This window comes from Hyphomicrobium sp., assembly GCF_051860585.1.
Taxonomy (GTDB): domain Bacteria; phylum Pseudomonadota; class Alphaproteobacteria; order Rhizobiales; family Hyphomicrobiaceae; genus Hyphomicrobium_C.
The window spans coordinates 88988-111203 of record NZ_JBHYDS010000004.1 but is presented as its reverse complement, the minus strand read 5'-3'; the positions used below and the strand labels follow the sequence as shown (position 1 = coordinate 111203).

Below are 22216 nucleotides of genomic sequence, written 5' to 3'. Positions count from 1 at the left end.
GGTGCGCCATGCAAGAAGCGCGGATCGAACTCCTGCAACGAATGCCAATCTTTGGCGGGATCAAGACGGAGATCCTCCAATTCCTGCTCGGCTTGTGCCCGATCGTCTCGATGCCTGCGGACGAGTTCTTTTTCCGCGAGCACGACCAAGGCGATTCAATGTTCGTCCTTGAGACGGGCAAAGCCGCCGTTCTGAAATCCTGGCGCGGACAGGACTGCCTCCTGCAAACCCTGAAGGAGGGTGACTGTTTCGGGGAGATGGCCGTCATGGACCACTGCCCACGTAGCGCCTCCGTCCGTGCGGTCGAAAATTGTAGCGCAATCCGAATTTCAGCCGCCAACCTCTATCGAGTGTACGCGCAGGATCTGAAGCAGTTTGCGCTCATACAGATGAACATGGGGCGCGAAGTCAGCCGGCGGCTCCGAGAAGCGGATAATCGCCTGTTCGGCGCCAGGATGGACGCCCCCCGGGCGGACAACGGCGCACCGTACAGTCCCGCGCCAGACACCTTGAGTGACGTGGGTTGGCAATGGAAATGCTAGCTCGATGCGGCGTTCCTCAACTCCTGTCGTGAGTTCAAAACAGGTCGTCGGCGCTTCCAAGCCGTAGCAGAACTGTCGCGCGTTCGTTGTCGTTGTCGGTCACCGCATAGATCTTGCCGTCAGCGGCCATGGCCAAGCCTTCGACCTCCTTTTCGACCTTCCGACCTTCGGCGAGAAAAAGCGGGACGAGGTCTCTTGCCCGGCGTTTGACAAGCAGAGGCGGCGGGCTGTCGGGGCCGACGCCTGCCTCGGGCGCCAGTTCGAACGTCGTGATCCATTTGATGGATCGTTTTCCTCCCTTACCGTCACGCTCGATCGCGGCATAGGTGCGGTCGCGAAGGTGGAGGATCTCGCTCAGCCCCGTAAGATCTCCCGAGTCATTGCGGTCTAGCGGGTAGAGAAAAAAGCTCCAAGTGCCCGTTGCGGGATCGACCAGGCCGATGCGCGTGCAATCTGGAGGGTCGTCGTCGAGCGGAGCCTGGAACGCAACGGCGAGACGCGCTCCCGTTGTCGTCCGTTCGAGGGCAGCGCCCTCCAGCCCCTTCTTGCCCATCCTCTCAGCAATTGCAGGCGGCAGACCGATTGTGCGGACGATCGTCCCCGTTGGGTCGACCTCCAGAAGCCTATTGGCGGGCACGTTTCCCGGTCCGCCTTCGGATGCGAGCCAGAAGCCGCCGTCCTGCTTAGCAACGATGCCTTCAACATCGAGATCGTCGTCTCCGGGGCCCGTCACCTCGATCTGACGGATGACTTTGGCTGACCGCGGCGTGAGCTCGATTTCGACAATGCGCGTGGGCCGTGAATCCTGGTCGGTCACCGCGAAGAGCCGCTGCGGGTCAGTGGGATGAGCGGTCAATCCGGACAGCGTCCCCCACTCCGGCCCGTCGCCTACCTCGATCTCTTGAATGGTTCCCTGCGCCGGCGGAACATCCAGGCTCACGCCGGTCGAGGAGGCACCCGCCAAAATCGCGAGCAAGCTGCTGAACAGCGACTTCAGAGCTGCAACCACACTGTCGAACATAGATGCCTCCCGCCGATTTCAGCGCTCGTCAGAAGGCTATCTCGTCCGCCACCCGCGAGCGAATGAATCTCAGACTCTTCGATGGCTGCCGCTGTCATAGTCCCGTTGCGCAGATGCAGCTGCGACGTGGCGGCTTCAGGCGAAACCTACGGCGTCCAGCGCGTGACGATGGCGTCGAGGTTCGGGCGGTCGCGCTCTTCGGGTTTCTCCTTCGGCGTGCCGATGTGGACGAAGCCCGCAATGCGCTCGTTCTCGGCAAGGCCGAGCTTTTCGCGCACGAAGGGACTGTAGGCGACCCACTCGGTCAGCCACGCCGTGCCGTAGCCCATCGCGTTGGCGGCGAGGCAGAGATTGAACGCGGCCGCCCCCGCCGACAGGATCTGCTCCCATTCCGGCGCGCCCGGACGCTTGGCGACGCGCGAGACGACGGCCACGACCAGCGGCGCGCGGAGAAAGCGATTGCGCTCCGTGTCCAGGCGGATGTGGGAGGGCTCGTTCTCTTCCGCCTGGCAGGCGGCGGCGAAGATTTCTCCGGCGGCTTTGCGGGCGTCACCTTCAAAGATCATGAAGCGCCAGGGTACCAGTTTCTTGTGATCCGGCACGCGGGCGGCGATGGTCAGGATACGGGTGAGTTCGTCGCCAGACGGCGCGGGGGACTCGAGACGATCCGGCTTGACCGACCGGCGGGTGGCAAGGGCTTCGATCAGGGCGTCGTTCATTGGCATACTTTCGTGGCTGCTTACACTTGTGCGATCGATGATTGTCCGGCTGCGCCATTTTCGCGTCATCGCGCCAGGGCAAACGTAACGCGCCAGAGTGATAGGATCCGGCGCGATCATGGTCTTTGTCACAGACCGATGATTCACGCGCCAGAGTGATAGGATCCGGCGCGATCATGGTCTTTGTCGCAGACCGATGATTCACGCGCCAGAGTGATAGGATCCGGCGCGATCATGGTCTAGGTTGTGCCGGCCTCGCTAACCCAAGTCCGGCTCCGTTACAATCGTTGCGTTAGAGCCCTGGGATCATTCGGATTTCAAACCGCATGCTGATGCTTCACCGTTGCGCCTCTTTTCTTGTCCTCGCCTCCGTTTGGGCGCTGCTGGCGACGGCACCCGCCCAAGCAGAGGACGCGCCCTCCGACGGGCCCGCCATCATCGTCATCGACGGTTCAGGGTCGATGTGGGGCAATGTCGGCACCGAAAAGCCGTCGAAATTCGATCTCGCGCGCGGCGCGTTGCGCCAATCGTTGTCCGGCCTCTCGCCGCGGGTGCGGCTGGGATTGATGTCGTTCGGGCACCGGCGCCGCGCCGATTGCAGCGACGTTGAAGTCATCCTGCCGCCTGAGGCGGGGCCGCCCGAGCGCGTGCTCTCCCTGGTCGACAAGCTTAGCCCGAAAGGCAAAGGCCCGCTGGCTCTCACGCTCGCGGAAGCCGCCAAGCAGATCCCGGCCGGCGAGCACGGCAGCATCATCGTCGTGCATGACGGCGTCGACAACTGCTGGCAAGACCCGTGCGCCACCGCCGCCACGATCGCGAAGGCGAATGCCAACATCCGCGTCTTCCTGATCGGGTTCGGCCTGGAGCCCGGCGACGCCCAGCGCTTGCAGTGCGTCGCCGACGCGACGAACGGGCGGGTGATCGAGGCGCAGTCGTCCTCGGCGCTTGCGGACTCGATCTCCGACGCGCTGACGCTCGCCAATCTCGAACGCGTCGATGCCGCCACGGGGATCGCAGTGCCCGTGCCGAAGGCCGCCAAACCGCCGACGCCGGCCGGCGCGCCTGGCGTGCGGCTGACCGCGTCGCTGTCGCCGGACGGCCCTCCCCTCACCGCGGCGGTGGCCTGGACACTCTCCAAAACGGGTGACAACGGCGCGCTCTTGAAAAGCACGCGCGGGAAAGACTTTTCCGCCGATCTGGAGCCCGGCTCCTACGTGGTCGAGGCGCGGTTCGGGCAGGCTTCCCAGCACCAGACCGTCGAGGTCACGGCGGCCGGCCCGACGACAGCGACGATCTCGCTCGGCGCCGGATATCTCAAGCTCAATTCGCTCGCCGACAAGGCTGGGGCGGCCCTCGGGGATCCGCTGATCACGGTCACTGCCAAGGACAGCGCAGACGCTGACGGAGCGCCTCTCTGGATCGGGCGCGACGCGAGTGCGCGGCTGGTGCTTCCGGCCGGGACGTATCGCGTGCGCGTGCAGGACGGGCTCGCCGAACAGACCTCCGAGGTCACTGTGACCGAAGGCACGAACTCCGAGGCACGGCCGGTGCTCGGAACGGGACGCCTCGAACTCTCCGCCGTCTCGGCGGCGAACGGCGAACCGTTGCAAGCCGTCACCTACGCGGTCGAAGAAGACGATCCCGACTCGCCCCAGGGCCGCCGCGAAATCGTCCGGTCCGCCGCACCCGTCGCTACCTTCACGCTTCCGGCCGGAACCTATTACGTTTCGGCGCGCTCCGGTGTCGCCGAGGTTCACCAGCGCATCGCGCTCGGCAGCGGCGACGTCGTGAAGAACGTGTCGAGTTTCAACCTCGTGCCGATCACAATTTCCGTCGTCACCGGCCAAGCCGCCGATGCGAGCGACGCGTCGCATCCGATCCTGATCCGCGTCCTGAGCGCGGACGCCACGCCGCGCGAGATAGCGCGCGCGCATTCCGCCGTTGGAACGTTCCGGCTCCCGCCGGCCCGCTATCGGGTCGAAGCGATGGCGAGCGGGCTCAACATCGCCGCGCGCGGCACCATCGATCTCACCACCGGCAAGGGCGGGACGACGCAGCTCAAGCTCGAACACGGCGAGGTGACAGTCGGGTCGGATGGCGCACCGGGGGCCTATTGGCGCGTCAAGGATGACGCGGGGCGGACCGTGATGCATTCCGGGCCCGGGCGGCCGAAGCAGGCGCGCCTCGCTCCCGGCCGCTACACGCTGCTGACGGAGGTCGAGGGCCGCCGAATCGAGCGGGCATTCGATCTCAAGGCGGGAGAGCAGCAATCGATTCCCGTTGTCGCGCCCTAGGGCCGCTGCGCTTCAAGTGGACGAGCGCAACCGGCCCTAGATCTCTGATTTGCCGGGCTTCTTGCCGGACACTGTGTCCGCATGGCTCCGCCATGACGTGGCCGCATGGCTCCGCCATGACCGGTTCCAATTCTCCGGAAGCGCTCTCGTCACCCCGGCGCAGGCTCGCCGTGTCATACTTCAACCATGGTCTCGGGGCTGCATCCGCGGGGCATTCAACGACTTTATCGGCTTCCACCATCTCATGATCACGGCACACACATCGCAGTCCGGGCCGTCCCCGCAGTCCGGCCGCCGCGCGCCCTGGGCGACCTATGCTCTGGTGGCGCTGATCGCGGTTGCCGGCCTGCTGGCGCGCGCCGGGGATGCGATGGCGCAGTCTCCGGCCGACTGGCTGACGGGGCTCCAGCAGCAGGTCGCGCCTGGCTCAGCCGAAAAGCCCAAGGAGCCTGCCGCCGATCCCGGTGCGGTCGTGCAGGTGCCGATGACGGCCCGGCTGACCGCCGACGGCGAAGAGATCGAGGAGGGGCTCGTCTGGCGCGTGTTCGGACACTCTCCGTCGGGCGAAAACGGAAGGGCGCTGCTCTTCACCCAGCAATTGGCGCGCCCGACATTCAAACTGCACGCGGGCGACTATGTCGTGAACGCGGCGTTCGGGCGGGCGCACATCACCCGGCGGATTACGGTCAAGCCCGGGCAAACCGACGGCGTGGTCGAGGACTTCGTGCTCAATGCGGGAGGTTTGCGCGTCAAGGCGCAGGTCGGCGGCTCGGACGCGCCACAGAATACCGTGAGCTTCAGCATCTATTCCGACCGGGATCAGACGGACAATCGAAAGCTCATTCTCTCGGCGGCGCGGCCCAATCTGGTCGTGCGCCTCAATGCCGGCATCTATCACATCGTTTCGACCTACGGCGACTGCAACGCCACCGTACGCAGCGACGTGACGGTCGAGGCCGGCAAGCTGACAGAAGCCGTCGTGACGCATTCCGCGGCGAAGGCCACGCTCAAGCTCGTGCATCGCGCCGGCGGTGAAGCGCTGCCGGATACGCAATGGACGATCCAGACGCCGGAAGGCGAAGAGATCAAGGAGAGCGTCGGCGCGCTGCCGACCCATATCCTGGCGCCGGGCAAGTACATCGTGCTCGCCAAGTCGCAAGGGCGCTCGTTCCAGCGTGAGATCACGCTCGCGAACGGCGAGACGACCCAGGTCGAGCTGGTGATGAACTAGAAAGCGGCAGCGGGCAGCCGGCAGCAGGCAGCCCGCGTCGTTCTTTTACTGCTGCCGGCTGCCTGTTGCCTGCTGCCCATCAAAAATCGTTCAGAACCCAGTCGGTCGGGCAACCGTGCGAGCGCATCAGCCTTTCCGTCTCGTCAAGCTCCCGCTTGCTTGCAAGTTCGTGGAAGAGCGCGCGCGCGATCTGCCAGTGTTCGCAGGCCGTCGTGAGATCGCCGGTGGCGCGAGCGAGCTCCGCAAGTTCGAGGCGCGCCTCCGCCTGCAAGGCGCGGTCGCGGGTCCGGGCGGCGAACTGGAGGCATGAGCGCAGGTGATCGCCTGCGGGCGCGGGGCGCCCGTCGGCAATTTCGGCTTTTGCGTACGCCAGGTAGGCTGCGGCGAGGGCGGCGTTGTCGCCTTTCTCGGCGGCTTCCGCGATCAGTGTCGGCCAGTCAACGGGCGACGGGCGAGGCGGCGGCGCTTGGATCGCAGCGGTCGCTTTGACCTCAGCGGGAGGCGCCGGCTCCAAATCCGGGTGCGCCGGCTCGGGCGCGGCAGTCACTGCCGGCTCGACAGTCACCGCCTGCTCGGCAACCTCAGTTGCTTTGGCCTCGAGCGCATCGAGCGTGCTCGGTGACATCACCCCCAAGGGTGAGTCCATGGTTCGCTTCAGCATGCGACGCTCACCCGGCCCGGACGTGGCTGGCCACCGGGACGTGCGCCAAACGACGATCGCCAGCACGGCAATCGGCGCCAGCAAAGCAAGCTTGCCGGCAATCCCCTCGATCTCGATCATGGCCCAGCCTCACCGCAGTGGCGGAGCCGAAAACAGGCCGCCCTTCGTCCAGAGATTGTTCGCGCCGCGGTCCAGCCGGAGCCGTGACGACACACCGACGTTGCGATCGAAGACGTCACCGTAATTTCCAACCTGCTTGATCACCTGATAACTCCAGTCGCGGGAGAGCCCCAGGCTGCGCCCAAGGTCGGCTTCGAGGCCCAGAAGACGACGGATGTCGACGTTGGCGGATCCGCGCAGGGTGTCGATGTTCTGTTGCGAAATACCGAGTTCCTCCGCGGCGACGAGCGCTTCGATGGTCCAGCGCACGATCGAAAACCATTGTTCGTCGCCGGTCCGCACCACGGGGCCCAGCTTATCCTTCGTGATCAACTCCGGCAGGATGACGTGATCCGTCGGCGTCGTGAAACGGCTGCGCGCGGCGGCAAGGGCCGTGATGTCGCCGGTCAGAAGCGTGCAGGCGCCGTCAGCATAAGCCTTCACGGCATCGGCCCACTGCTCGGAGGCCATCACGGAATAACGCATGTTGCGCGATTGGAAGTATGTCTCGAGGCCTTGCATCGCGCCGCTCGGCGCCATGACGCAGACGGACGCGCCCGACAATTCCAGCACGCTCGCCACGGCGTAACCGCGCCGGACGAGAAAGCCCTGGCCTTCGTGGAACGTCGTTTCGACGTAGCGAACGCCGTATTCGGTATCGCGGGACAATGTGCGGGCATTGCTGCGCGGGAGCAGGTCCACTTCACGCGACATCAGGGCGGGAAGGCCGCTTGCCGGCGTGACGACGCGGTATTTGACGGCGTCCTTGCGGCCGAGAGTGGCGGCGGCAACGGCGGCGCAGATGTCGATGTCGAAGCCCGTCCAGCTGCCCCGCTCGTTCAGCTCGGCAAAGCCCGGCATGCCTTCGCTGACGCCGCACACAAGGTGGCCGCGCGCCTTCACGTCGTCGAGGGTGGCGGCCTCTCCCGGTGCGGCGATAGCCAGCACCACGGAGCCTGCCGCGCTCGCCAGCCAGCCGAGCCACGCGTTCCGAACGCGGGCAAAACACATGCTGGTCGGGCGAACGGCCGTCACGCCTCTGGCTCTCCAAATTTCAGGATCGTGATTGCTCACGGGGCTCGTGCGCACCGTGTCTTGGCGAGCTGCGAGTTTCGTGTACGGTCTCGGATCGCGTCTCGCGGACAAGAGCCGCACGTGTCACACATCCCGCGTTGCGTTACGATGGTCAAGCCCTTGACCAATGTGGGAAGTTGCGCCAAAGGGCCCCTCAGCACCGCCGATTTCCGGGCGGCCGGGCGACCTGCGCCAGCCAAGGACCCCTACCTCATGAGCAAAGCACCCTCTCTTACGGATAAGGGCGCCGGCACGGCCAAGGGCACCGGCATGTCGCGACATCCTGCCACTGAGATTTTGCATAGCGGCCGCGATCCTGCCCGGCAGCACGGATTCGTCAATCCGCCCGCCTACCGCGGCTCGACGGTGGTGTTTCCGACCCTCGACGCGCTCGAGGACTACGACAACCAGCCGTTCAGGTACGGCCGCCATGGCACGCCCACGACGGCGGCTCTGGAAGACGCCCTGTGCCGCCTCGACGGCGGCGAACGGACGCTGCTCACCGCCTCGGGCTATCAAGCCGTGACGACGGCGATCCTCGCATTCGTCAAGTCGGGCGATCACATCCTGATGGTGGACAGTGTTTACCAGCCGACGCGGAAATTCTGCGACACGATCCTGGCGCGGCTCGGCGTGGCGACCACCTACTACGATCCGCTGATCGGAGGCGGCATTGCCGGCCTGATGCAGGCGAACACGCGCGTGGTGTTCACCGAGAGCCCCGGATCGCTGACGTTCGAAATGCAGGACATCGGCGCCATCGTCGCGGCGGCGCATGCGCGCGGTGCGTTCGTGCTGATGGATAACACGTGGGCAACGCCCTACTACTTCCGCCCGCTCGCGCACGGCGTCGATGTCTCGATCCTGGCGTGCACGAAGTACATCGTCGGACATGCGGACGCGATGCTCGGCGCGATCACCTCCAACGCGCGCGCCGCGAAGCTCGTGGAGGAAGCGCGCGCGACGCTCGGCGGATGCCCGGGCTCGGAAGAGGCCTATCTCGGACTCCGGGGCCTGCGCACGCTCGGCGTGCGTCTCGATCGCCACCAGCGCTCAGCGCTGGAAGTGGCTCGCTGGCTCGCAAGCCGGCCGGAAGTCGAGCGCCTGCTGCACCCGGCGCTGCCGTCCGATCCCGGTCATGCACTCTGGAAATCGCAATTCATGGGCGCGTCGGGGCTGTTCTCGATGATCCTCAAGCCCGCGCCGCGCAAGGCGCAGGCCGCGATGCTCGACGGGCTCGAACTGTTCGGCATGGGGTATTCGTGGGGCGGCTACGAAAGCCTCATCATCCCGTTCAACCCGAAGCGTTATCGCACCGCCACGGATTGGACCGCGGAAGGCCCGGCGTTCCGGTTGCATATCGGGCTCGATGACGTGGGCGACCTGATCACCGATCTCGAAGCGGGCTTCAAGCGGCTCAACGCGGCGCGCTGAAGCGGATCAGGCGCGTCAGCGCACCTCGCCCATCAGGCGCTTGATCCACGGCGTCAGCACGAAGAAGGCTATCGCCGCCAGCGCGGCGATGCCTGCCTGCCAGGCGAAGGTCGACGCCAGCGTCGACGGATCGGTGGCGGTAAATCCGCTGCCCAGCACGCCGGCGAGCTTGCTGCCGAGCGCAAAGCCGAGAAACCAGATGCCGAGCACGAGGCCGACCGCGCGCGCGGGCGCGAGCCGCGTCATGGTGCTGAGGCCAACCGGGCTGATCAGCAACTCGCCCGTCGTCTGCAGGAAGAAAAGGCCGACCAGCCATAGCGGGCTGATCTCTCCCTCGAAGGTGAGAAGCGCCGCCGGAACCATGAGCGCGAACGACGCCGCAAGAAAGACAAGGGCGAGCCCGAACTTCACCGGGCTCGACGGCTGGCGGTCGCCGAGCTTCATCCACAGGGCGGCGAAAACCGGCGACAGCAGAATGACGAACAGCGGATTGAGCGACTGGAACCACGCCGACGGAAAGGTCCAGCCGGCCACCTCCTTGCGCGTCAACTGCTCGGCGAAGAGCGCGATGGTCAGGCCCGCCTGCTCGAAGATGGCCCAGAAGAGGATGGCGCCGATCAGCAGGATCGCCATGGCCCCGTAGCGGCGCGGCTCCTCGTCCCGCGAAAGACCGAACCAGACGGCGACGGCGGCGGGCACGAGCACATAGGCCCAGCGGAGCGGCTCGAAGCCCGGGCGATCAGATAACATGATCAGAGCCATCAGCCCCAGCGTGCCGAGCGTGGCCAGGACGAGCGTCGAAAGCGTGCGCCGTGTGTCCGTGGCCGTTGAGGCCGCGGGAAGAGGCACTGCGCGCCTGCCTCCGTCGCGGGCTATCCCGCCTCCGAACAGAATGAAAGTCGCGAGCCCGAGCACCATGCCCACGCCTGCCGCGGCGAAGCCCCAGTGCCAGCTTTGCAGCGGATCGAAGCCCTGCGCCGCCAGCCAGCCCTTCATGGCGGGACTTTGGGCGAGGAAGCCGGTGACGAGCGGCGCGAGAAAGCCGCCGATGTTGATGCCCATGTAGAAGAGCGAGAAGCCGGCATCGCGGCGCGTGTCCCGCTGGCCGTAGAGTCCACCGACGAGCGCGCTGATGCTCGGCTTGAACAATCCCGTGCCGACCGCAATCAGCGCGAGCCCGATATAGAGGGCGGCGGGATCCGCCGCCGCGAGCGTGAAGTGGCCGGCGGCGATGATGGCCCCCCCGATCAGGACGGCCCAGCGGGCGCCGAGAAACGTATCGGCCGCCAGTCCGCCCGGGATCGCGAGCAGGTAGACGGCCATCGTGTAATTGCCGTAGACGAGCGCCGCCTCCGCGGCCGAGCGGCCGAGCCCGCCCTCCGCGACCGGCGCGATCATGAACAGCACGAGCAGCGCGCGCATGCCGTAATAGGAGAAGCGCTCCCACAGCTCGGCGAAAAACAGAACGGAAAGTCCCGGCGGGTGTCCGGCCAGCCCAATTTCAGTCAACCATCCGCGGCCGTGGGGGTGCGCGCTTTCCGTACCTTCGCTCATGGGGCGACTGTCGGCGACGCGCGGCCCTGGCGCAAGGTCGTGATGGCGGAGGGCACGTCCAACATCGGAGCGCGTAACGTCCAGAGTCTGGCAGCGGTTTTTCGCTCCATCGCGTGTCTGCCGACCGCCCGCCGCCGGTCCGGGCTCGTGAGACCCATTGTTTTCACAATCGCAGCGTCCAATATTGGGGCTAGCGCCAATCCGGAGGCCATTTGGGTTGCTGATGCGCTTAAGACCTTTGGCGTATAGACGCGTTTGGCCGGCCTCTCTAATTAAGCTGCACCCGAGCCAGGATAAAAAAAAACGCAGGCCCGCCTCCGGCGGCGACCTGATCTAGGCGAGCCCCAAGGAGGAACCCCATGATCCAACAGGCTTTAAACGAGCTCTCTCAGCAGATCCGCATTCGCCCGCGCTATGACAACTTCATCGGCGGACAGTGGGTCGCTCCCGTCAAGGGACAGTATTTCACCAACCTCACGCCCGTCACCGGCAAGCCGCTTTGCGACATCGCCCGGTCGTCGGCCGAGGACATCGAGCTTGCGCTCGATGCAGCGCACAAGGTGCGCGCAGAATGGGGTAATACCTCCCCTGCCGTGCGTGCCGGTGTGCTCCTCAAGATCGCCGATCGCATGGAGAGCAATCTCAAGCTGATCGCGATGGTGGAAACCCTCGACAACGGCAAGCCGATCCGCGAGACGATGGCGGCCGACATTCCGCTCGCCATCGACCATTTCCGTTACTTCGCCGGTTGCCTGCGCGCCCAGGAAGGCTCGATCGCCGAGATCGATCACGACACGGTCGCCTATCACTTCCATGAGCCGCTCGGCGTCGTCGGCCAGATCATTCCCTGGAACTTCCCGATCCTGATGGCGTGCTGGAAGCTGGCTCCCGCCATCGCCGCCGGCAACTGCGTCGTGCTGAAGCCCGCCGAGCAGACGCCCATGAGCATCATGGTGCTGATGGATCTCATCGGCGACCTGCTGCCGCCGGGTGTTCTGAACGTCGTCAACGGCTTCGGCATCGAGGCCGGCAAGCCGCTCGCCCAGAACAAGCGCATCGCCAAGATCGCGTTCACCGGCGAGACGACGACCGGCCGCCTGATCATGCAGTATGCGTCCGAGAACATCATCCCTTGCACGCTGGAACTCGGCGGCAAGAGCCCCAACATCTTCTTCGCCGACGTCGCCGACGCCGACGACGATTTCTTCGACAAGGCGCTCGAAGGCTTCTCGATGTTCGCGCTCAACCAGGGCGAGGTTTGCACCTGCCCGTCGCGCGCACTCGTGCACGAAAGCATCTACGACCGCTTCATGGAACGCGCCGTCAAGCGCGTCGAAGCGATCAAGCAGGGCCACCCGCTCGACAGCTCGACGATGATCGGCGCACAGGCCTCGAACGATCAGCTCGAGAAAATCCTGTCCTACATCAAGATCGGCCAGGACGAAGGCGCCAAGGTGCTGACGGGCGGCGAACGCAGTATCATCGCCGGCGAAACCGCCGAGGGCTATTACGTCAAGCCGACCATCCTCGCCGGACACAACAAGATGCGCGTGTTCCAGGAGGAAATCTTCGGACCAGTCGTTTCGGTGACGACGTTCAAGGACGACGAAGAGGCGCTCGCCATTGCCAACGACACGCTTTACGGGCTCGGCTCCGGCGTGTGGACGCGCAACGGCACGCGGGCTTATCGCTTCGGCCGCGCCATCCAGGCAGGCCGCGTCTGGACCAACTGCTACCATCTCTATCCGGCGCACGCCGCGTTCGGTGGCTACAAGCAGTCGGGCATCGGCCGCGAAACGCACAAGATGATGCTCGATCACTATCAGCAGACCAAGAACATGCTGGTCTCCTACAGCCCGAAGGCTCTGGGCTTCTTCTAGACGCAGCGAGAAGGCCGGACTTCGGTCCGGCCTTTTTCATTTTCGCCGCCGCTCGCGTGCGCCGGATGCGTCTCGCACCGGAGCGGACGTTCGTGCTGCGCAATCGCCCCCCGTATGAAGGCTTGCAGAGGATGACCGCCATCGCTGCGACCGTCATTGCAACCGAAGCCGCGCGTGACCTGATCGGCGCACTCAACGCCGAGCATGGGCCGCTCAGTCTTCATGTCTCGGGCAGCTACGGCATCTCAGTCGTCTGCCTCCAGGCCTCCGAACTCAACATCGGGTCCCGAGACGTGCACATGGGGAATGTGCAATTGGGCGGACCTGCGCAATCAGGCGACGCGAAACCGGACGGCGTTGATGGATCGGGGTCCGTGCCTACCTATCTCGTGCCTGTCTATCTCATGACCAGCGAGATCAAATACTGGGCCGGCAGCACACTCGTGATCGACGTCGCGCGCGGGGTTGCGGCCGGTTTTTCGCTTGAAGGTCCGCGCGGCCTGCACTTCACGCTGCGCAAACGCACAGATCCGAGCAAGAGGGTCTGGGACGCCGACGCTATTCTCGCCGGCGGCGCGCCGGCCGCTTACCAACCAAGGAACCCTACCGATGACTGATGCCCGCCCGACGCTGCGCTCGCTTCTGGCTCTCCCCGATACTCCGGCGGGACTTTCGAAGTCCGCGCTCGTGCTGATCGATTGCCAGCAGACCTACCGCGAAGGCATCATGCAGCTCGAAGGCGTGGAGCCTGCGCTCAAGGAATGCGCGACGCTGCTGAAGCGTGCGCGTGACGCGGGCGCGCCCGTCATTCACATCCAGCACGACGCCGGGGCCGGAACGCCGTACGACACCAAGGCGCCGATCGGCGCGATCGCCGACGTGGTTGCGCCGGCCGCCGGGGAGAAGGTCATCACCAAGGCCTATCCGAGTTCCTTCGAGCAGACGGATCTCGACCAGGAATTGAAGCGTCTCGGCGTCACCGACCTGGTGCTCGCGGGCTTCATGACCCATGTGTGCGTGAACTCGACGGCGCGCGCCGCGTTCAATCATGGCTATCGCGCGACCGTCGTCGGCAATGCGACGGCGACGCGGGCGCTGGCCAATCCGGCGAGTGGCGGGACGCTCTCCGCCGAGGCGCTACACAACGGCGCGCTGACCGCGCTTTCGGACATCTTTGCGATCGTGGTACCGTCGGAAGACAAGATCCCGTCCTAAGATCCGCACTTCGTTCTGGAAAGGACACGGCAATGGTCGAACGCGTGACCGCAACGGCAGACGCCCTGGCGATGATCGAAAAGCTTTCGGGCATGCACGGTCCGCTGCTGTTCCACCAGTCGGGCGGATGCTGCGACGGCAGCGCGCCGATGTGCTATCCGCGCGCGGAATTCCGCGTCGGCGCGCAGGACGTGTACCTGGGCGAAATCGGCGGACAGCCGTTCTACATGGGCGCGGCGCAGTTCGATTATTGGAAGCAGACGCACCTGATCATCGACATCGTGCCGGGGCGCGGTTCGGGATTTTCCGTGGAAGCGCCGGAAGGCGTGCGCTTCCTGACGCGCTCGCGCGTGTACACCGAGGCCGAGTACGACGAACTCGACAAGATCGGCCCGCCGCCCACGGGCGTCGAGCGGCCGGTGGCCGCGTGAGATTGCGCGCCGACTTGAGCCCTACTTCTTCGGATTGACGATCAGCTCGGAGACCATGGTCGGCAGGTGGGTCGAGCAGACGATGCGGTGCCGGCCCGGCTTGTCGGCCGTGAACGTCACCTTGTTGACGTGCCCGCGCTTCAGCTCGAACGTCTGGCCGTAGGCGTCGATCGTCACCGGGTGGCTGGCGCCGTTGATGCCGACGAACTCGAGCGTCACCTGATCCCCTTCGTCCACGAAAATCTGGCGCGGCTCGAACACGTAGACCGCGACTTCCCAGCGGCCCTCGTCGTTCGGCTTCTTCAGGACGTAGCCGGCGCCTTCGGGGAGCGGGCCTGGGAACGGCTCCTTCTCGACGTTGGCGCCGCCCTTGGGTTCGACCGCGGTGACGACGATGTGGCGCTCGGCCGCGAACGCTCTATGACTTGGAGAAACGACAGCCAACGCCGCAAGCGCCAGCAAAAAACGTATGCGTGTTAGCGAATCCATCACGATGCCCCCGGTATGTGTTACGGAAGCATGTTGCGGGTGAGATTGCCGCCCGCAATGCGTAAGATCACGTTGGTAGTATTCCGATCACAATGCGTCGGGCGCATTTCGCCCGATCATCACGTCGAGAGCGTGAGGTATGCCTAATTGGGCTTAGCTAACGGCCTTGCCCGTTCTCCCGCTCATTTTGGCGCCCTTGACGCCCTTGGCAGGGTTGCTGACGGGCGCGGTGTTCGCACCGTCGGCGGCCGGCACCGGAGGAACCGTCGGCGCGGACGCCTTCATCGTTCCGTCCGCGTTCGCCATCTCCCTCAGTTTTTTCAATGCCGTGAGGACCAAGGGATCGAGCCCTTCCCCTCCTGCATCCATCTGCTTGAAGATGCCGGCCTTCATCCGCGGTTCCCAGAACTTCTTGAGATGATCGCATATGCCGTTGACCGCGCGCTCGTCTCCCTGAGCACGGAAAAACTTGCCAATCTGATTGGCCATACGGACGAGCGTGTCAGTGGGAGAGTGAACGTGCATGAGTGTGAACCTCTTGGCGGATGCCTTCGCCGCGCTCGACGGAAAGCACAATGCGATCAGGATGCGTGAAAATCTCGAAGGCGTCCGGCCGCGCGATGGCGACCAGCGTGATGCCGGCCTCTTCGGCGACGCGGAGGGCGAGCGCGGTCGGGGCCGACACGGCGACAATGATTTCAGCGCCGAGCATGGCCGTCTTCTGCACCATTTCGACCGACACGCGGCTCGTCAGCACGACAAAGCCCTTGGCGGGATCGAGACCTGCGGTGACGACAGCGCCGACCAGCTTATCGAGCGCGTTGTGGCGTCCGACGTCCTCGCGCACGAACGCGATGGCGCCCGTCGTCGCGTCCCAGAACGCAGCGGCGTGAACCGCGCGTGTCGCGACGTTGAGCGTCTGCGCGGGCGGCATGGCGGCGAGTGCCGCATGAATTTGTTCGGCGGTCACGGAAGCCGAGTGGCCGACACGACGCGGGGCGGGAACGGCAGCGTCAAGGCTTTCGACACCGCACAGGCCGCAAGCGGTGGGGCCCGTGATGCGGCGGCGGCGGTCGGTCTGCTTGCGGCCGGCGTCCGGGACGAGCCACATGCGGGCTTCGAGGCCCTTCTCGTGCTCGACCACTTCGAATTCGCGGATCTCGGAGCGGGCCGCGACCACGCCTTCGGTGATGGAAAAGCCCACCGCGAAATCCTCGAGGTCTGCCGGCGTGGCCATCATGACGGCATGCGTCGAGCCGTCATAGACGAGCGCGACCGCCACTTCCTCGGGAATGAGACGGTTCGTCTCCTCCACGCCGGACACCTCCGCGCCGGTCCTGGAGACCCGGCGCGACGGCACGCGAAGTGACGTCTCGGCCATAGCCCTACTCCGCGGCCTCGGCGGTCACGATGCGACGCGTGAGATCCGAGAACTCCTCGTACTCCTGCTGATACGTCGACGGGCCGTTCGAAGGCGAAACCTCGACCGCGGTCACCTTGTACTCGGGACAGTTGGTCGCCCAATCCGAGAAGTCGGTGGTGATGACGTTGGCCTGCGTCAGAGGATGATGGAACGTGGTGTACACCACGCCCGCCGCCACTCTGTCGGTGATCAGAGCGCGCAGGGCGGTTTCACCCGCACGGCTGCGCACCATGACCCAGTTGCCGTCCTTGACGCCGCGATGCTCGGCATCGAACGGATTGATCTCGAGGATATCCTCGGGATGCCAGGCGACGTTCTCGGTGCGGCGCGTCTGGGCGCCCACGTTGTACTGCGAGAGAATGCGGCCGGTGGTGAGGATCAGCGGGAAGCGCGGGCCGGTCCGCTCATCAGTCGGGATGTACTCCGTCATCATGAACTTGCCCTTGCCGCGGTCGAACGTGCCGACGTGCATGATCGGCGTGCCCTCGGGGTGGGCATCGTTGCAGGGCCACTGGATGGAGCCCATCTTGCGGATCTTCTCGAACGAGACGCCCGTGAAGGATGGGGTCAGCCGCGCGATCTCGTCCATGATCTCGCCCGGATCCTTGTAGTTCCAGTTCAAGCCGAGCTTCTGAGCGATGAGCTGCGTGATCTCCCAATCGCCATAGCCGTTCTTCGGCTGCATGACCTTGGTGACCATCTGGATGCGGCGCTCGGCGTTCGTGAAGGTGCCGTCCTTCTCGAGGAAGGTGCAGCCCGGCAGGAAGACGTGGGCGTAGCGCGCGGTTTCGTTCAGGAAGAGATCCTGCACGACGACGCAGTCCATGTGCTCGAGGCCGGCGGCAACGTGATGCGTGTTGGGGTCGGACTGCAGAATGTCCTCGCCCTGGATGTAAAGCGCCTTGAAGGTGCCTTCGACGGCCGCATCCAGCATGTTCGGGATGCGCAGGCCCGGCTCCGGATCGAGCGTGCAGTTCCACTCCTTCTCGAACTGGGCGCGCGTCGCGGCATCCGAGATGTGACGGTAGCCCGTCAACTCGTGCGGGAACGAGGCCATGTCGCAGGAGCCCTGCACGTTGTTCTGGCCGCGCAGCGGGTTCACGCCGACGCCCGGACGGCTCATGTTGCCGGTCGCCATGGCGAGGTTGGCGATGGCCATGACCGTCGTCGAGCCTTGCGAATGCTCGGTGACGCCCAGGCCGTAGTAGATCGATGCATTGCCGCCCGTCGCATAGAGACGCGCCGCGCCGCGCACGAGCTCAGCCTTGACGCCCGTGTACTGCTCCATCGCTTCCGGAGAGTTGCGCTCCTCGGATACGAAGGCGCGCCACTCGTTGAAGTCCTCAAGCTCGCAACGTTCGCGGACGAAGTCCTCGTCGATCAGGCCTTCGGTCGCGATGACGTGGCCCATCGCGGTGACGATGGCGACGTTGGTGCCGGGCTGGAGCGGCAGATGGTAATCGGCCTTGATGTGCGCCGACTTCACGAGGTCGGTGCGACGCGGATCGATGACGATCAGCTTCGCGCCCTCGCGAATGCGCTTCTTCATGCGGCTCGCGAACACGGGATGGGCGTCAGGCGGGTTGGCGCCGATGACGAGGATGACGTCGGTGTGCTCGACGGAATCGAAGTCCTGCGTGCCCGAGCTTTCGCCGAACGCCGTCTTGAGGCCGTAACCGGTCGGCGAATGGCAGACGCGGGCGCACGTGTCGACGTTGTTCACGCCGAAGCCGGCGCGGATGATCTTCTGAACGAGGTAGGCTTCCTCGTTGGTGCAGCGCGAAGAGGTGATGCCGCCAACGGCCGTGCGGCCGAAGTCGTTCTGGATTCGCTTGAACTCGGAGGCGACGCGGCCGATGGCCTCTTCCCACGTGGTCTCGCGCCACGGATCGGTGATCTTGTCACGCACCATCGGCTTCATGACACGATCGGGATGGGTGGCATAGCCGTAGGCGAAGCGGCCCTTGACGCACGAGTGGCCGCGGTTGGCCTTGCCGTCCTTCCAGGGAACCATGCGCACGACTTCCTCGCCGCGCATCTCCGCCTTGAAGGCGCAGCCGACGCCGCAGTAGGCGCACGTGGTGATGGCCGAATGCTCGGGCTGGCCGATCTCGATGACGGGCTTCTCGATCAGCGTTGCGGTAGGGCAAGCCTGGACACAGGCGCCGCACGACACGCACTCGCTCTCAAGGAAGTCCTCGCTCACGCCGGCGGCGACGCGGCTGTCGAAGCCGCGGCCCGAAATGGTGAGCGCGAAGGTGCCCTGCACTTCTTCGCAGGCGCGGACGCAGCGGTTGCAGACGATGCACTTCGACGGATCGTAGGTGAAGTAAGGGTTGGACTCGTCCTTCCCCATCCAGAGATCGTTGGCGGCGCCGTCCGTCTTGGCGAAGACGTGATTGTCGCCCTCATAGCCGTAGCGAACCTCGCGCAGGCCGACGGCACCGGCCATATCTTCCAACTCGCAGTCGCCGTTGGCCGGGCAGGTCAGGCAGTCGAGCGGATGGTCCGAAATGTAGAGTTCCATCACGCCCTTGCGGATGGCGGCGAGGCGCGGCGTCTGGGTCTTGACGGAAATGCCGGGTGCGACGGGCGTGGTGCAGGACGCCGGCGTGCCGTTGCGGCCTTCGATCTCGATCAGGCAAAGCCGGCACGACCCGAAGCTGTCGAGCATGTCGGTCGCGCACAGTTTTGGGATCTCGGTGCCGATCTCCATGGCGGCGCGCATGATGGACGTGCCTTCCGGCACCGTAACCTCAACGCCGTCAATCTTCAGGGTGACCAGCTTCTCGGATTTGGATGCCGGGGTCCCGTAGTCGATTTCTTTGATAAGGGCCATGGGTCCTACTCCGCTGCCTCGGCCAGCTTCTTTGCAGGCCGGCCGAAATCTTCAGGGAAATGCGTCAACGCGCTCATAACAGGATATGGGGTGAAGCCGCCCAAAGCGCAAAGCGAGCCGAACTTCATCGTGTTGCAAAGGTCCTCGATCACGGCGAGGTTCTTAACAGTGTTTTCACCGGCCATGACCTTGTCCATGGTCTCACGGCCGCGCGTCGCGCCGATGCGGCAGGGCGTGCACTTGCCGCAACTCTCGATCGAGCAGAAATCGAAGGCAAATCGGGCCATTTTGGCCATCTGAGCCGTGTCATCGAATACCACGACGCCGGCGTGGCCGATGAGGCCGTCGCGGGCGGCGAAGGCTTCGTAATCGAACGGCGTGTCGAACAGCTTGCGCGGGAAGTACGCGCCGAGCGGGCCGCCGACCTGAACGGCTTTCACCGGGCGGCCCGAGAGCGTTCCGCCGCCAACGGCATCCACGAGTTCGCCAAGCGTAATGCCGAACGCCGTTTCGAACAGGCCGCCAAACTTCAGATTGCCGGCGAGTTGGATGGGCATCGTGCCGCGCGAGCGGCCCATGCCGTAATCGGCGTAGGCCTTGGCGCCTTCCGAGAGGATGTAGGGCACGGCGCAGAGCGAGAGGACGTTGTTGATGACGGTCGGCTGGCCGAAGAGGCCTTTGTGGGCCGGCAGCGGGGGCTTGGCGCGGACAAGACCGCGGCGCCCTTCCAGGCTTTCGAGCAGCGAGGTTTCCTCGCCGCACACGTAAGCGCCCGCTCCCATGCGGACTTCGAGCTCGAACGCGTGGCCCGATCCGGAGACGTTCGGGCCCAGGTAGCCGGCCGCGCGAGCGGCGGCGATGGCCGCGTTCAACGCCTTCTGGGCGTGCGGGTATTCGGAGCGGAGATAGATGTAGCCCCGGGTGGCGCCGACCGCGATGCCCGCGATCGTCATGCCCTCGACGAGCAGGAAGGGATCGCCCTCCATGATCATGCGGTCGGCAAACGTGCCGCTGTCGCCCTCGTCGGCGTTGCAGACGATATATTTCTGCTGGCCCATCGGGGTGTCGTGGACCGTCTTCCACTTGATGCCGGTGGGGAAGCCCGCGCCACCGCGGCCGCGCAGGCCGGACTTGGCGACTTCATCGACAATTTCAATCGGCTTCATGCCGAGCGCGCGTTCCAGGCCCTTGTAGCCGTCGTGGGCGCGGTAATCGGTGAGCGAAACCGGATCGGTGATGCCGCAGCGCGCGAACGTGAGGCGCGTCTGGCGCTTCATATAAGGATGGTCGTCGACAACGCCGATCGCCAGCGGGCTCTTGATGCCGGCGACGGGCTTGCCTTCCAGGAGGCCAGCCTTGATCAGAGCCGGAACGTCGGCCGGGGTGACCGGGCCGTAGCCGTAACGGACGCCGTCGCGCTCGATCTCAACCAAGGGCTCGAGCCAGAGCATGCCGCGCGAACCGTTGCGCACGACCTCGGCTTCGGCGCCGGATTTGCGGGCGGCGGCCGAAATGAGCGCGGCGACCTCGTCGGCGCCGACGGAGACGGCCGCGGCATCGCGCGGAATGTAAATGCGCAGGGTCATGCCTGGGTCTCTTTGATGAGTGCGTCGAGGCGGCCCGCGTCCAAACGGCCGACAACGCGGCCGTCGATCATGGCCGAGGGGGCGGTGGCGCAGAGGCCGAGGCAGTAGACCGCTTCAAGGGTCACGCGGCCGTCGGCGCTGGTGTTACCGCAGGCGACGCCCAGCTTCGATTCGGCGCGTTCCACGAGGCTTTCACAGCCCATGGACTGGCAAGCCTCGGCGCGGCACAACTTCAGGACGTGCTTGCCGGGCAGCTCGGGGCGGAAATCATGATAGAACGTGACGACGCCGTGCACTTCGGCGCGCGAGAGGTTAAGCTCCCGTGCCAGCACAGGAATTGCCTCTTTCGGCACATGGCCGAAGGCGTGCTGGAGGGCATGCAGGATGACCATAAGAGGTCCTTCCAGCGTCGCGTGCTCCGCAACGATTTCGAGCGTCCGCTCCTCGCTCCATGGCTCGTAACGGCTCATGGCAGTCCTCCAGCAATTTTATAGTTATTCTCATCTAGATCGCCGCAGGCGGTCAAAAGATCAATAGCCATATTTCGTACGACGATAGAAATTTTCTATCAAATCTCGTTCTTGATTTTGCTCGCTAAAGCCCGGGATGCGGGCGGGCGGGCGAACTGAGGCTGAATCAGCCCCGCGACGCGTCTTGCATGCGCAATAAAGGCCGCCACCAGCGGCGAGTGGGGTTCCCGCTTCGTCACGACAAGCCCGATCTTGTGGGTCACCGTGGGCTTGATCAGCGGAATCGACCGCAGTCGGCTCGGCCGGTCCAGTGTCTCGGCGAGGCGCGACGGCAGGATGCTCGACCACGCGCCGGACTGGACGTGCGCATAGAGAACAAGCATCGAGTTGCTCTCGAGGGTCGGGCTTTGCTTCACGCCGGCCTCCGCCAAGTGCCGGTCGATGAGGCGGCGGTTCTGCATGTCCGGCGTCAGGAGGCAGAGCGGCAGTTCGCCGGCCTCGGCCCACGTCACCTGGTCGCGCTCGGCCAGCGGGCTCTCGGGCGCAACCAGCAGCACATAGTGCTCGTCGTACATGCGCACGGTTTCGAACCGCGGCGGGGGCTCGGTGTCGACATAGGAGATGCCGATATCGACCTCGAGGTTCTCAAGCCGGGCGAGGATCGAGTCGGACGTCATCGACAGCACGGTGAGGCGAATGTCCGGGTAGCGGGCGCAAATCGGGACGGTCAGCTCGGTCAGGAACGGCAGCGACGTCGGGATCACCGCAAGCTTCAAATGGCCTGACAGGCCCTTCTTGAGGGCTTCGATCTCCTGGCGCATGGCGCGGGCGTCGCCGACGATGCGCCGCGCCCAGTCGAGGATGCGCTCGCCTTCCGGGGTGAAGCAGCGAAACCTCGAACCCCGTTCGACGATCAGAATGCCGAATTGATCCTCGACGCTCTTGAGCGCGGAGGACAGGGTCGGCTGGGTCACGCCCATGGCTTCCGCCGCCCGCCCGAAATGCCGTTCGCGCGCAAGGGCCAGGAGGAGTTCGAGCTTATCGATCATGGGAGCAACTGGGGTGACACAGCCCCTTATACCTCACCCCGCGGCTAGCCGCATCCCGCTGCATCGCCGTACGTGAGTCCGGCTAGTTGTAAAGCCATCCAGCGATGAACGACGGAGCATTTCCCGGGTGAGCATCAAATTGCGC

20 protein-coding genes are annotated in these 22216 nt (G+C 65.2%); 8 read left to right on the top strand and 12 right to left on the bottom strand.

Annotation, left to right across the window (positions count from 1 at the left end; translation table 11 throughout):
- Positions 1-8 precede the first annotated feature (8 nt).
- Positions 9-542, top strand: coding sequence for a Crp/Fnr family transcriptional regulator (locus ACTIFK_RS08110; protein WP_439542554.1), 534 nt, complete (start codon positions 9-11; stop codon positions 540-542).
- A 34-nt stretch (positions 543-576) separates the two neighbouring features.
- On the opposite strand, the gene ACTIFK_RS08105 is transcribed toward ACTIFK_RS08110, so the two are convergent.
- Together ACTIFK_RS08105 and ACTIFK_RS08100 are read right to left on the bottom strand one after the other, a co-directional pair.
- Positions 577-1563, bottom strand: a complete 987-nt coding sequence (locus ACTIFK_RS08105; RefSeq protein WP_439542553.1) for an esterase-like activity of phytase family protein — start codon at positions 1561-1563, stop codon at positions 577-579.
- A gap of 146 nt (positions 1564-1709) precedes the next feature.
- A complete protein-coding gene (locus ACTIFK_RS08100; protein WP_439542552.1) occupies positions 1710-2282 on the bottom strand; it encodes a nitroreductase family protein in 573 nt (190 codons plus the stop codon).
- A 326-nt stretch (positions 2283-2608) separates the two neighbouring features.
- Between ACTIFK_RS08100 and ACTIFK_RS08095 the strand changes: the two genes are divergently transcribed.
- Positions 2609-4576, top strand: a complete 1968-nt coding sequence (locus ACTIFK_RS08095) for a VWA domain-containing protein (RefSeq protein ID WP_439542551.1) — start codon at positions 2609-2611, stop codon at positions 4574-4576.
- 244 nt (positions 4577-4820) lie between these two features.
- Positions 4821-5807 carry a hypothetical protein gene (locus ACTIFK_RS08090; RefSeq protein ID WP_439542550.1) on the top strand — a complete coding sequence of 329 codons (987 nt, stop codon included), beginning with the start codon at positions 4821-4823 and terminating at the stop codon, positions 5805-5807.
- Between the two features lie 79 nt (positions 5808-5886).
- Here the strand turns inward: ACTIFK_RS08090 and ACTIFK_RS08085 are convergent, their stop codons facing one another.
- Together ACTIFK_RS08085 and ACTIFK_RS08080 are read right to left on the bottom strand one after the other, a co-directional pair.
- Complete coding sequence (locus ACTIFK_RS08085; RefSeq protein ID WP_439542549.1) at positions 5887-6588, bottom strand: hypothetical protein; 702 nt, start codon at positions 6586-6588, stop codon at positions 5887-5889.
- A gap of 9 nt (positions 6589-6597) precedes the next feature.
- Complete coding sequence (locus ACTIFK_RS08080) at positions 6598-7662, bottom strand: amino acid ABC transporter substrate-binding protein (RefSeq protein ID WP_439542548.1); 1065 nt, start codon at positions 7660-7662, stop codon at positions 6598-6600.
- Positions 7663-7914: 252 nt separating this feature from the next.
- Between ACTIFK_RS08080 and metC the strand changes: the two genes are divergently transcribed.
- Positions 7915-9135, top strand: a complete 1221-nt coding sequence (metC, locus tag ACTIFK_RS08075) for a cystathionine beta-lyase (RefSeq protein WP_439542547.1) — start codon at positions 7915-7917, stop codon at positions 9133-9135.
- A gap of 15 nt (positions 9136-9150) precedes the next feature.
- Here the strand turns inward: metC and ACTIFK_RS08070 are convergent, their stop codons facing one another.
- Positions 9151-10689 carry a peptide MFS transporter gene (locus ACTIFK_RS08070; RefSeq protein ID WP_439542546.1) on the bottom strand — a complete coding sequence of 513 codons (1539 nt, stop codon included), beginning with the start codon at positions 10687-10689 and terminating at the stop codon, positions 9151-9153.
- A 359-nt stretch (positions 10690-11048) separates the two neighbouring features.
- Between ACTIFK_RS08070 and adh the strand changes: the two genes are divergently transcribed.
- The 4 genes from adh to ACTIFK_RS08050 all read left to right on the top strand — a co-directional run bounded on the left by adh (position 11049) and on the right by ACTIFK_RS08050 (position 14215).
- Positions 11049-12569 carry an aldehyde dehydrogenase gene (gene adh, locus ACTIFK_RS08065; RefSeq protein ID WP_439542545.1) on the top strand — a complete coding sequence of 507 codons (1521 nt, stop codon included), beginning with the start codon at positions 11049-11051 and terminating at the stop codon, positions 12567-12569.
- A gap of 131 nt (positions 12570-12700) precedes the next feature.
- Positions 12701-13186, top strand: a complete 486-nt coding sequence (locus tag ACTIFK_RS08060; RefSeq protein ID WP_439542544.1) for a DUF779 domain-containing protein — start codon at positions 12701-12703, stop codon at positions 13184-13186.
- Positions 13179-13784 carry a cysteine hydrolase family protein gene (locus tag ACTIFK_RS08055; RefSeq protein ID WP_439542543.1) on the top strand — a complete coding sequence of 202 codons (606 nt, stop codon included), beginning with the start codon at positions 13179-13181 and terminating at the stop codon, positions 13782-13784. The genes ACTIFK_RS08060 and ACTIFK_RS08055 overlap by 8 nt, the downstream gene beginning before the upstream one ends.
- Before the next feature lie 32 nt (positions 13785-13816).
- A complete protein-coding gene (locus ACTIFK_RS08050; RefSeq protein ID WP_439542542.1) occupies positions 13817-14215 on the top strand; it encodes a DUF779 domain-containing protein in 399 nt (132 codons plus the stop codon).
- A gap of 21 nt (positions 14216-14236) precedes the next feature.
- On the opposite strand, the gene ACTIFK_RS08045 is transcribed toward ACTIFK_RS08050, so the two are convergent.
- The 7 genes from ACTIFK_RS08045 to ACTIFK_RS08015 form a co-directional block, all read right to left on the bottom strand.
- The gene (locus tag ACTIFK_RS08045) at positions 14237-14704 is read right to left on the bottom strand and encodes a cupredoxin domain-containing protein (RefSeq protein ID WP_439542541.1); all 468 of its coding nucleotides are present in this window, start codon (positions 14702-14704) and stop codon (positions 14237-14239) included.
- 153 nt (positions 14705-14857) lie between these two features.
- Complete coding sequence (locus ACTIFK_RS08040; RefSeq protein ID WP_439542540.1) at positions 14858-15193, bottom strand: formate dehydrogenase subunit delta; 336 nt, start codon at positions 15191-15193, stop codon at positions 14858-14860.
- Positions 15194-15206: 13 nt separating this feature from the next.
- The gene (fdhD, locus tag ACTIFK_RS08035; protein WP_439542539.1) at positions 15207-16085 is read right to left on the bottom strand and encodes a formate dehydrogenase accessory sulfurtransferase FdhD; all 879 of its coding nucleotides are present in this window, start codon (positions 16083-16085) and stop codon (positions 15207-15209) included.
- Positions 16086-16089: 4 nt separating this feature from the next.
- The gene (fdhF, locus tag ACTIFK_RS08030; RefSeq protein WP_439542538.1) at positions 16090-18966 is read right to left on the bottom strand and encodes a formate dehydrogenase subunit alpha; all 2877 of its coding nucleotides are present in this window, start codon (positions 18964-18966) and stop codon (positions 16090-16092) included.
- Between the two features lie 5 nt (positions 18967-18971).
- Positions 18972-20552, bottom strand: a complete 1581-nt coding sequence (locus tag ACTIFK_RS08025; RefSeq protein ID WP_439542537.1) for a formate dehydrogenase beta subunit — start codon at positions 20550-20552, stop codon at positions 18972-18974.
- On the bottom strand, positions 20549-21022 hold the full coding sequence (locus ACTIFK_RS08020; protein WP_439542536.1) for a formate dehydrogenase subunit gamma: 474 nt from the start codon (positions 21020-21022) through the stop codon (positions 20549-20551). The genes ACTIFK_RS08025 and ACTIFK_RS08020 overlap by 4 nt, the downstream gene beginning before the upstream one ends.
- A 98-nt stretch (positions 21023-21120) precedes the next feature.
- Positions 21121-22071 carry a LysR family transcriptional regulator gene (locus ACTIFK_RS08015; RefSeq protein WP_439542535.1) on the bottom strand — a complete coding sequence of 317 codons (951 nt, stop codon included), beginning with the start codon at positions 22069-22071 and terminating at the stop codon, positions 21121-21123.
- Positions 22072-22216: the final 145 nt, after the last annotated feature.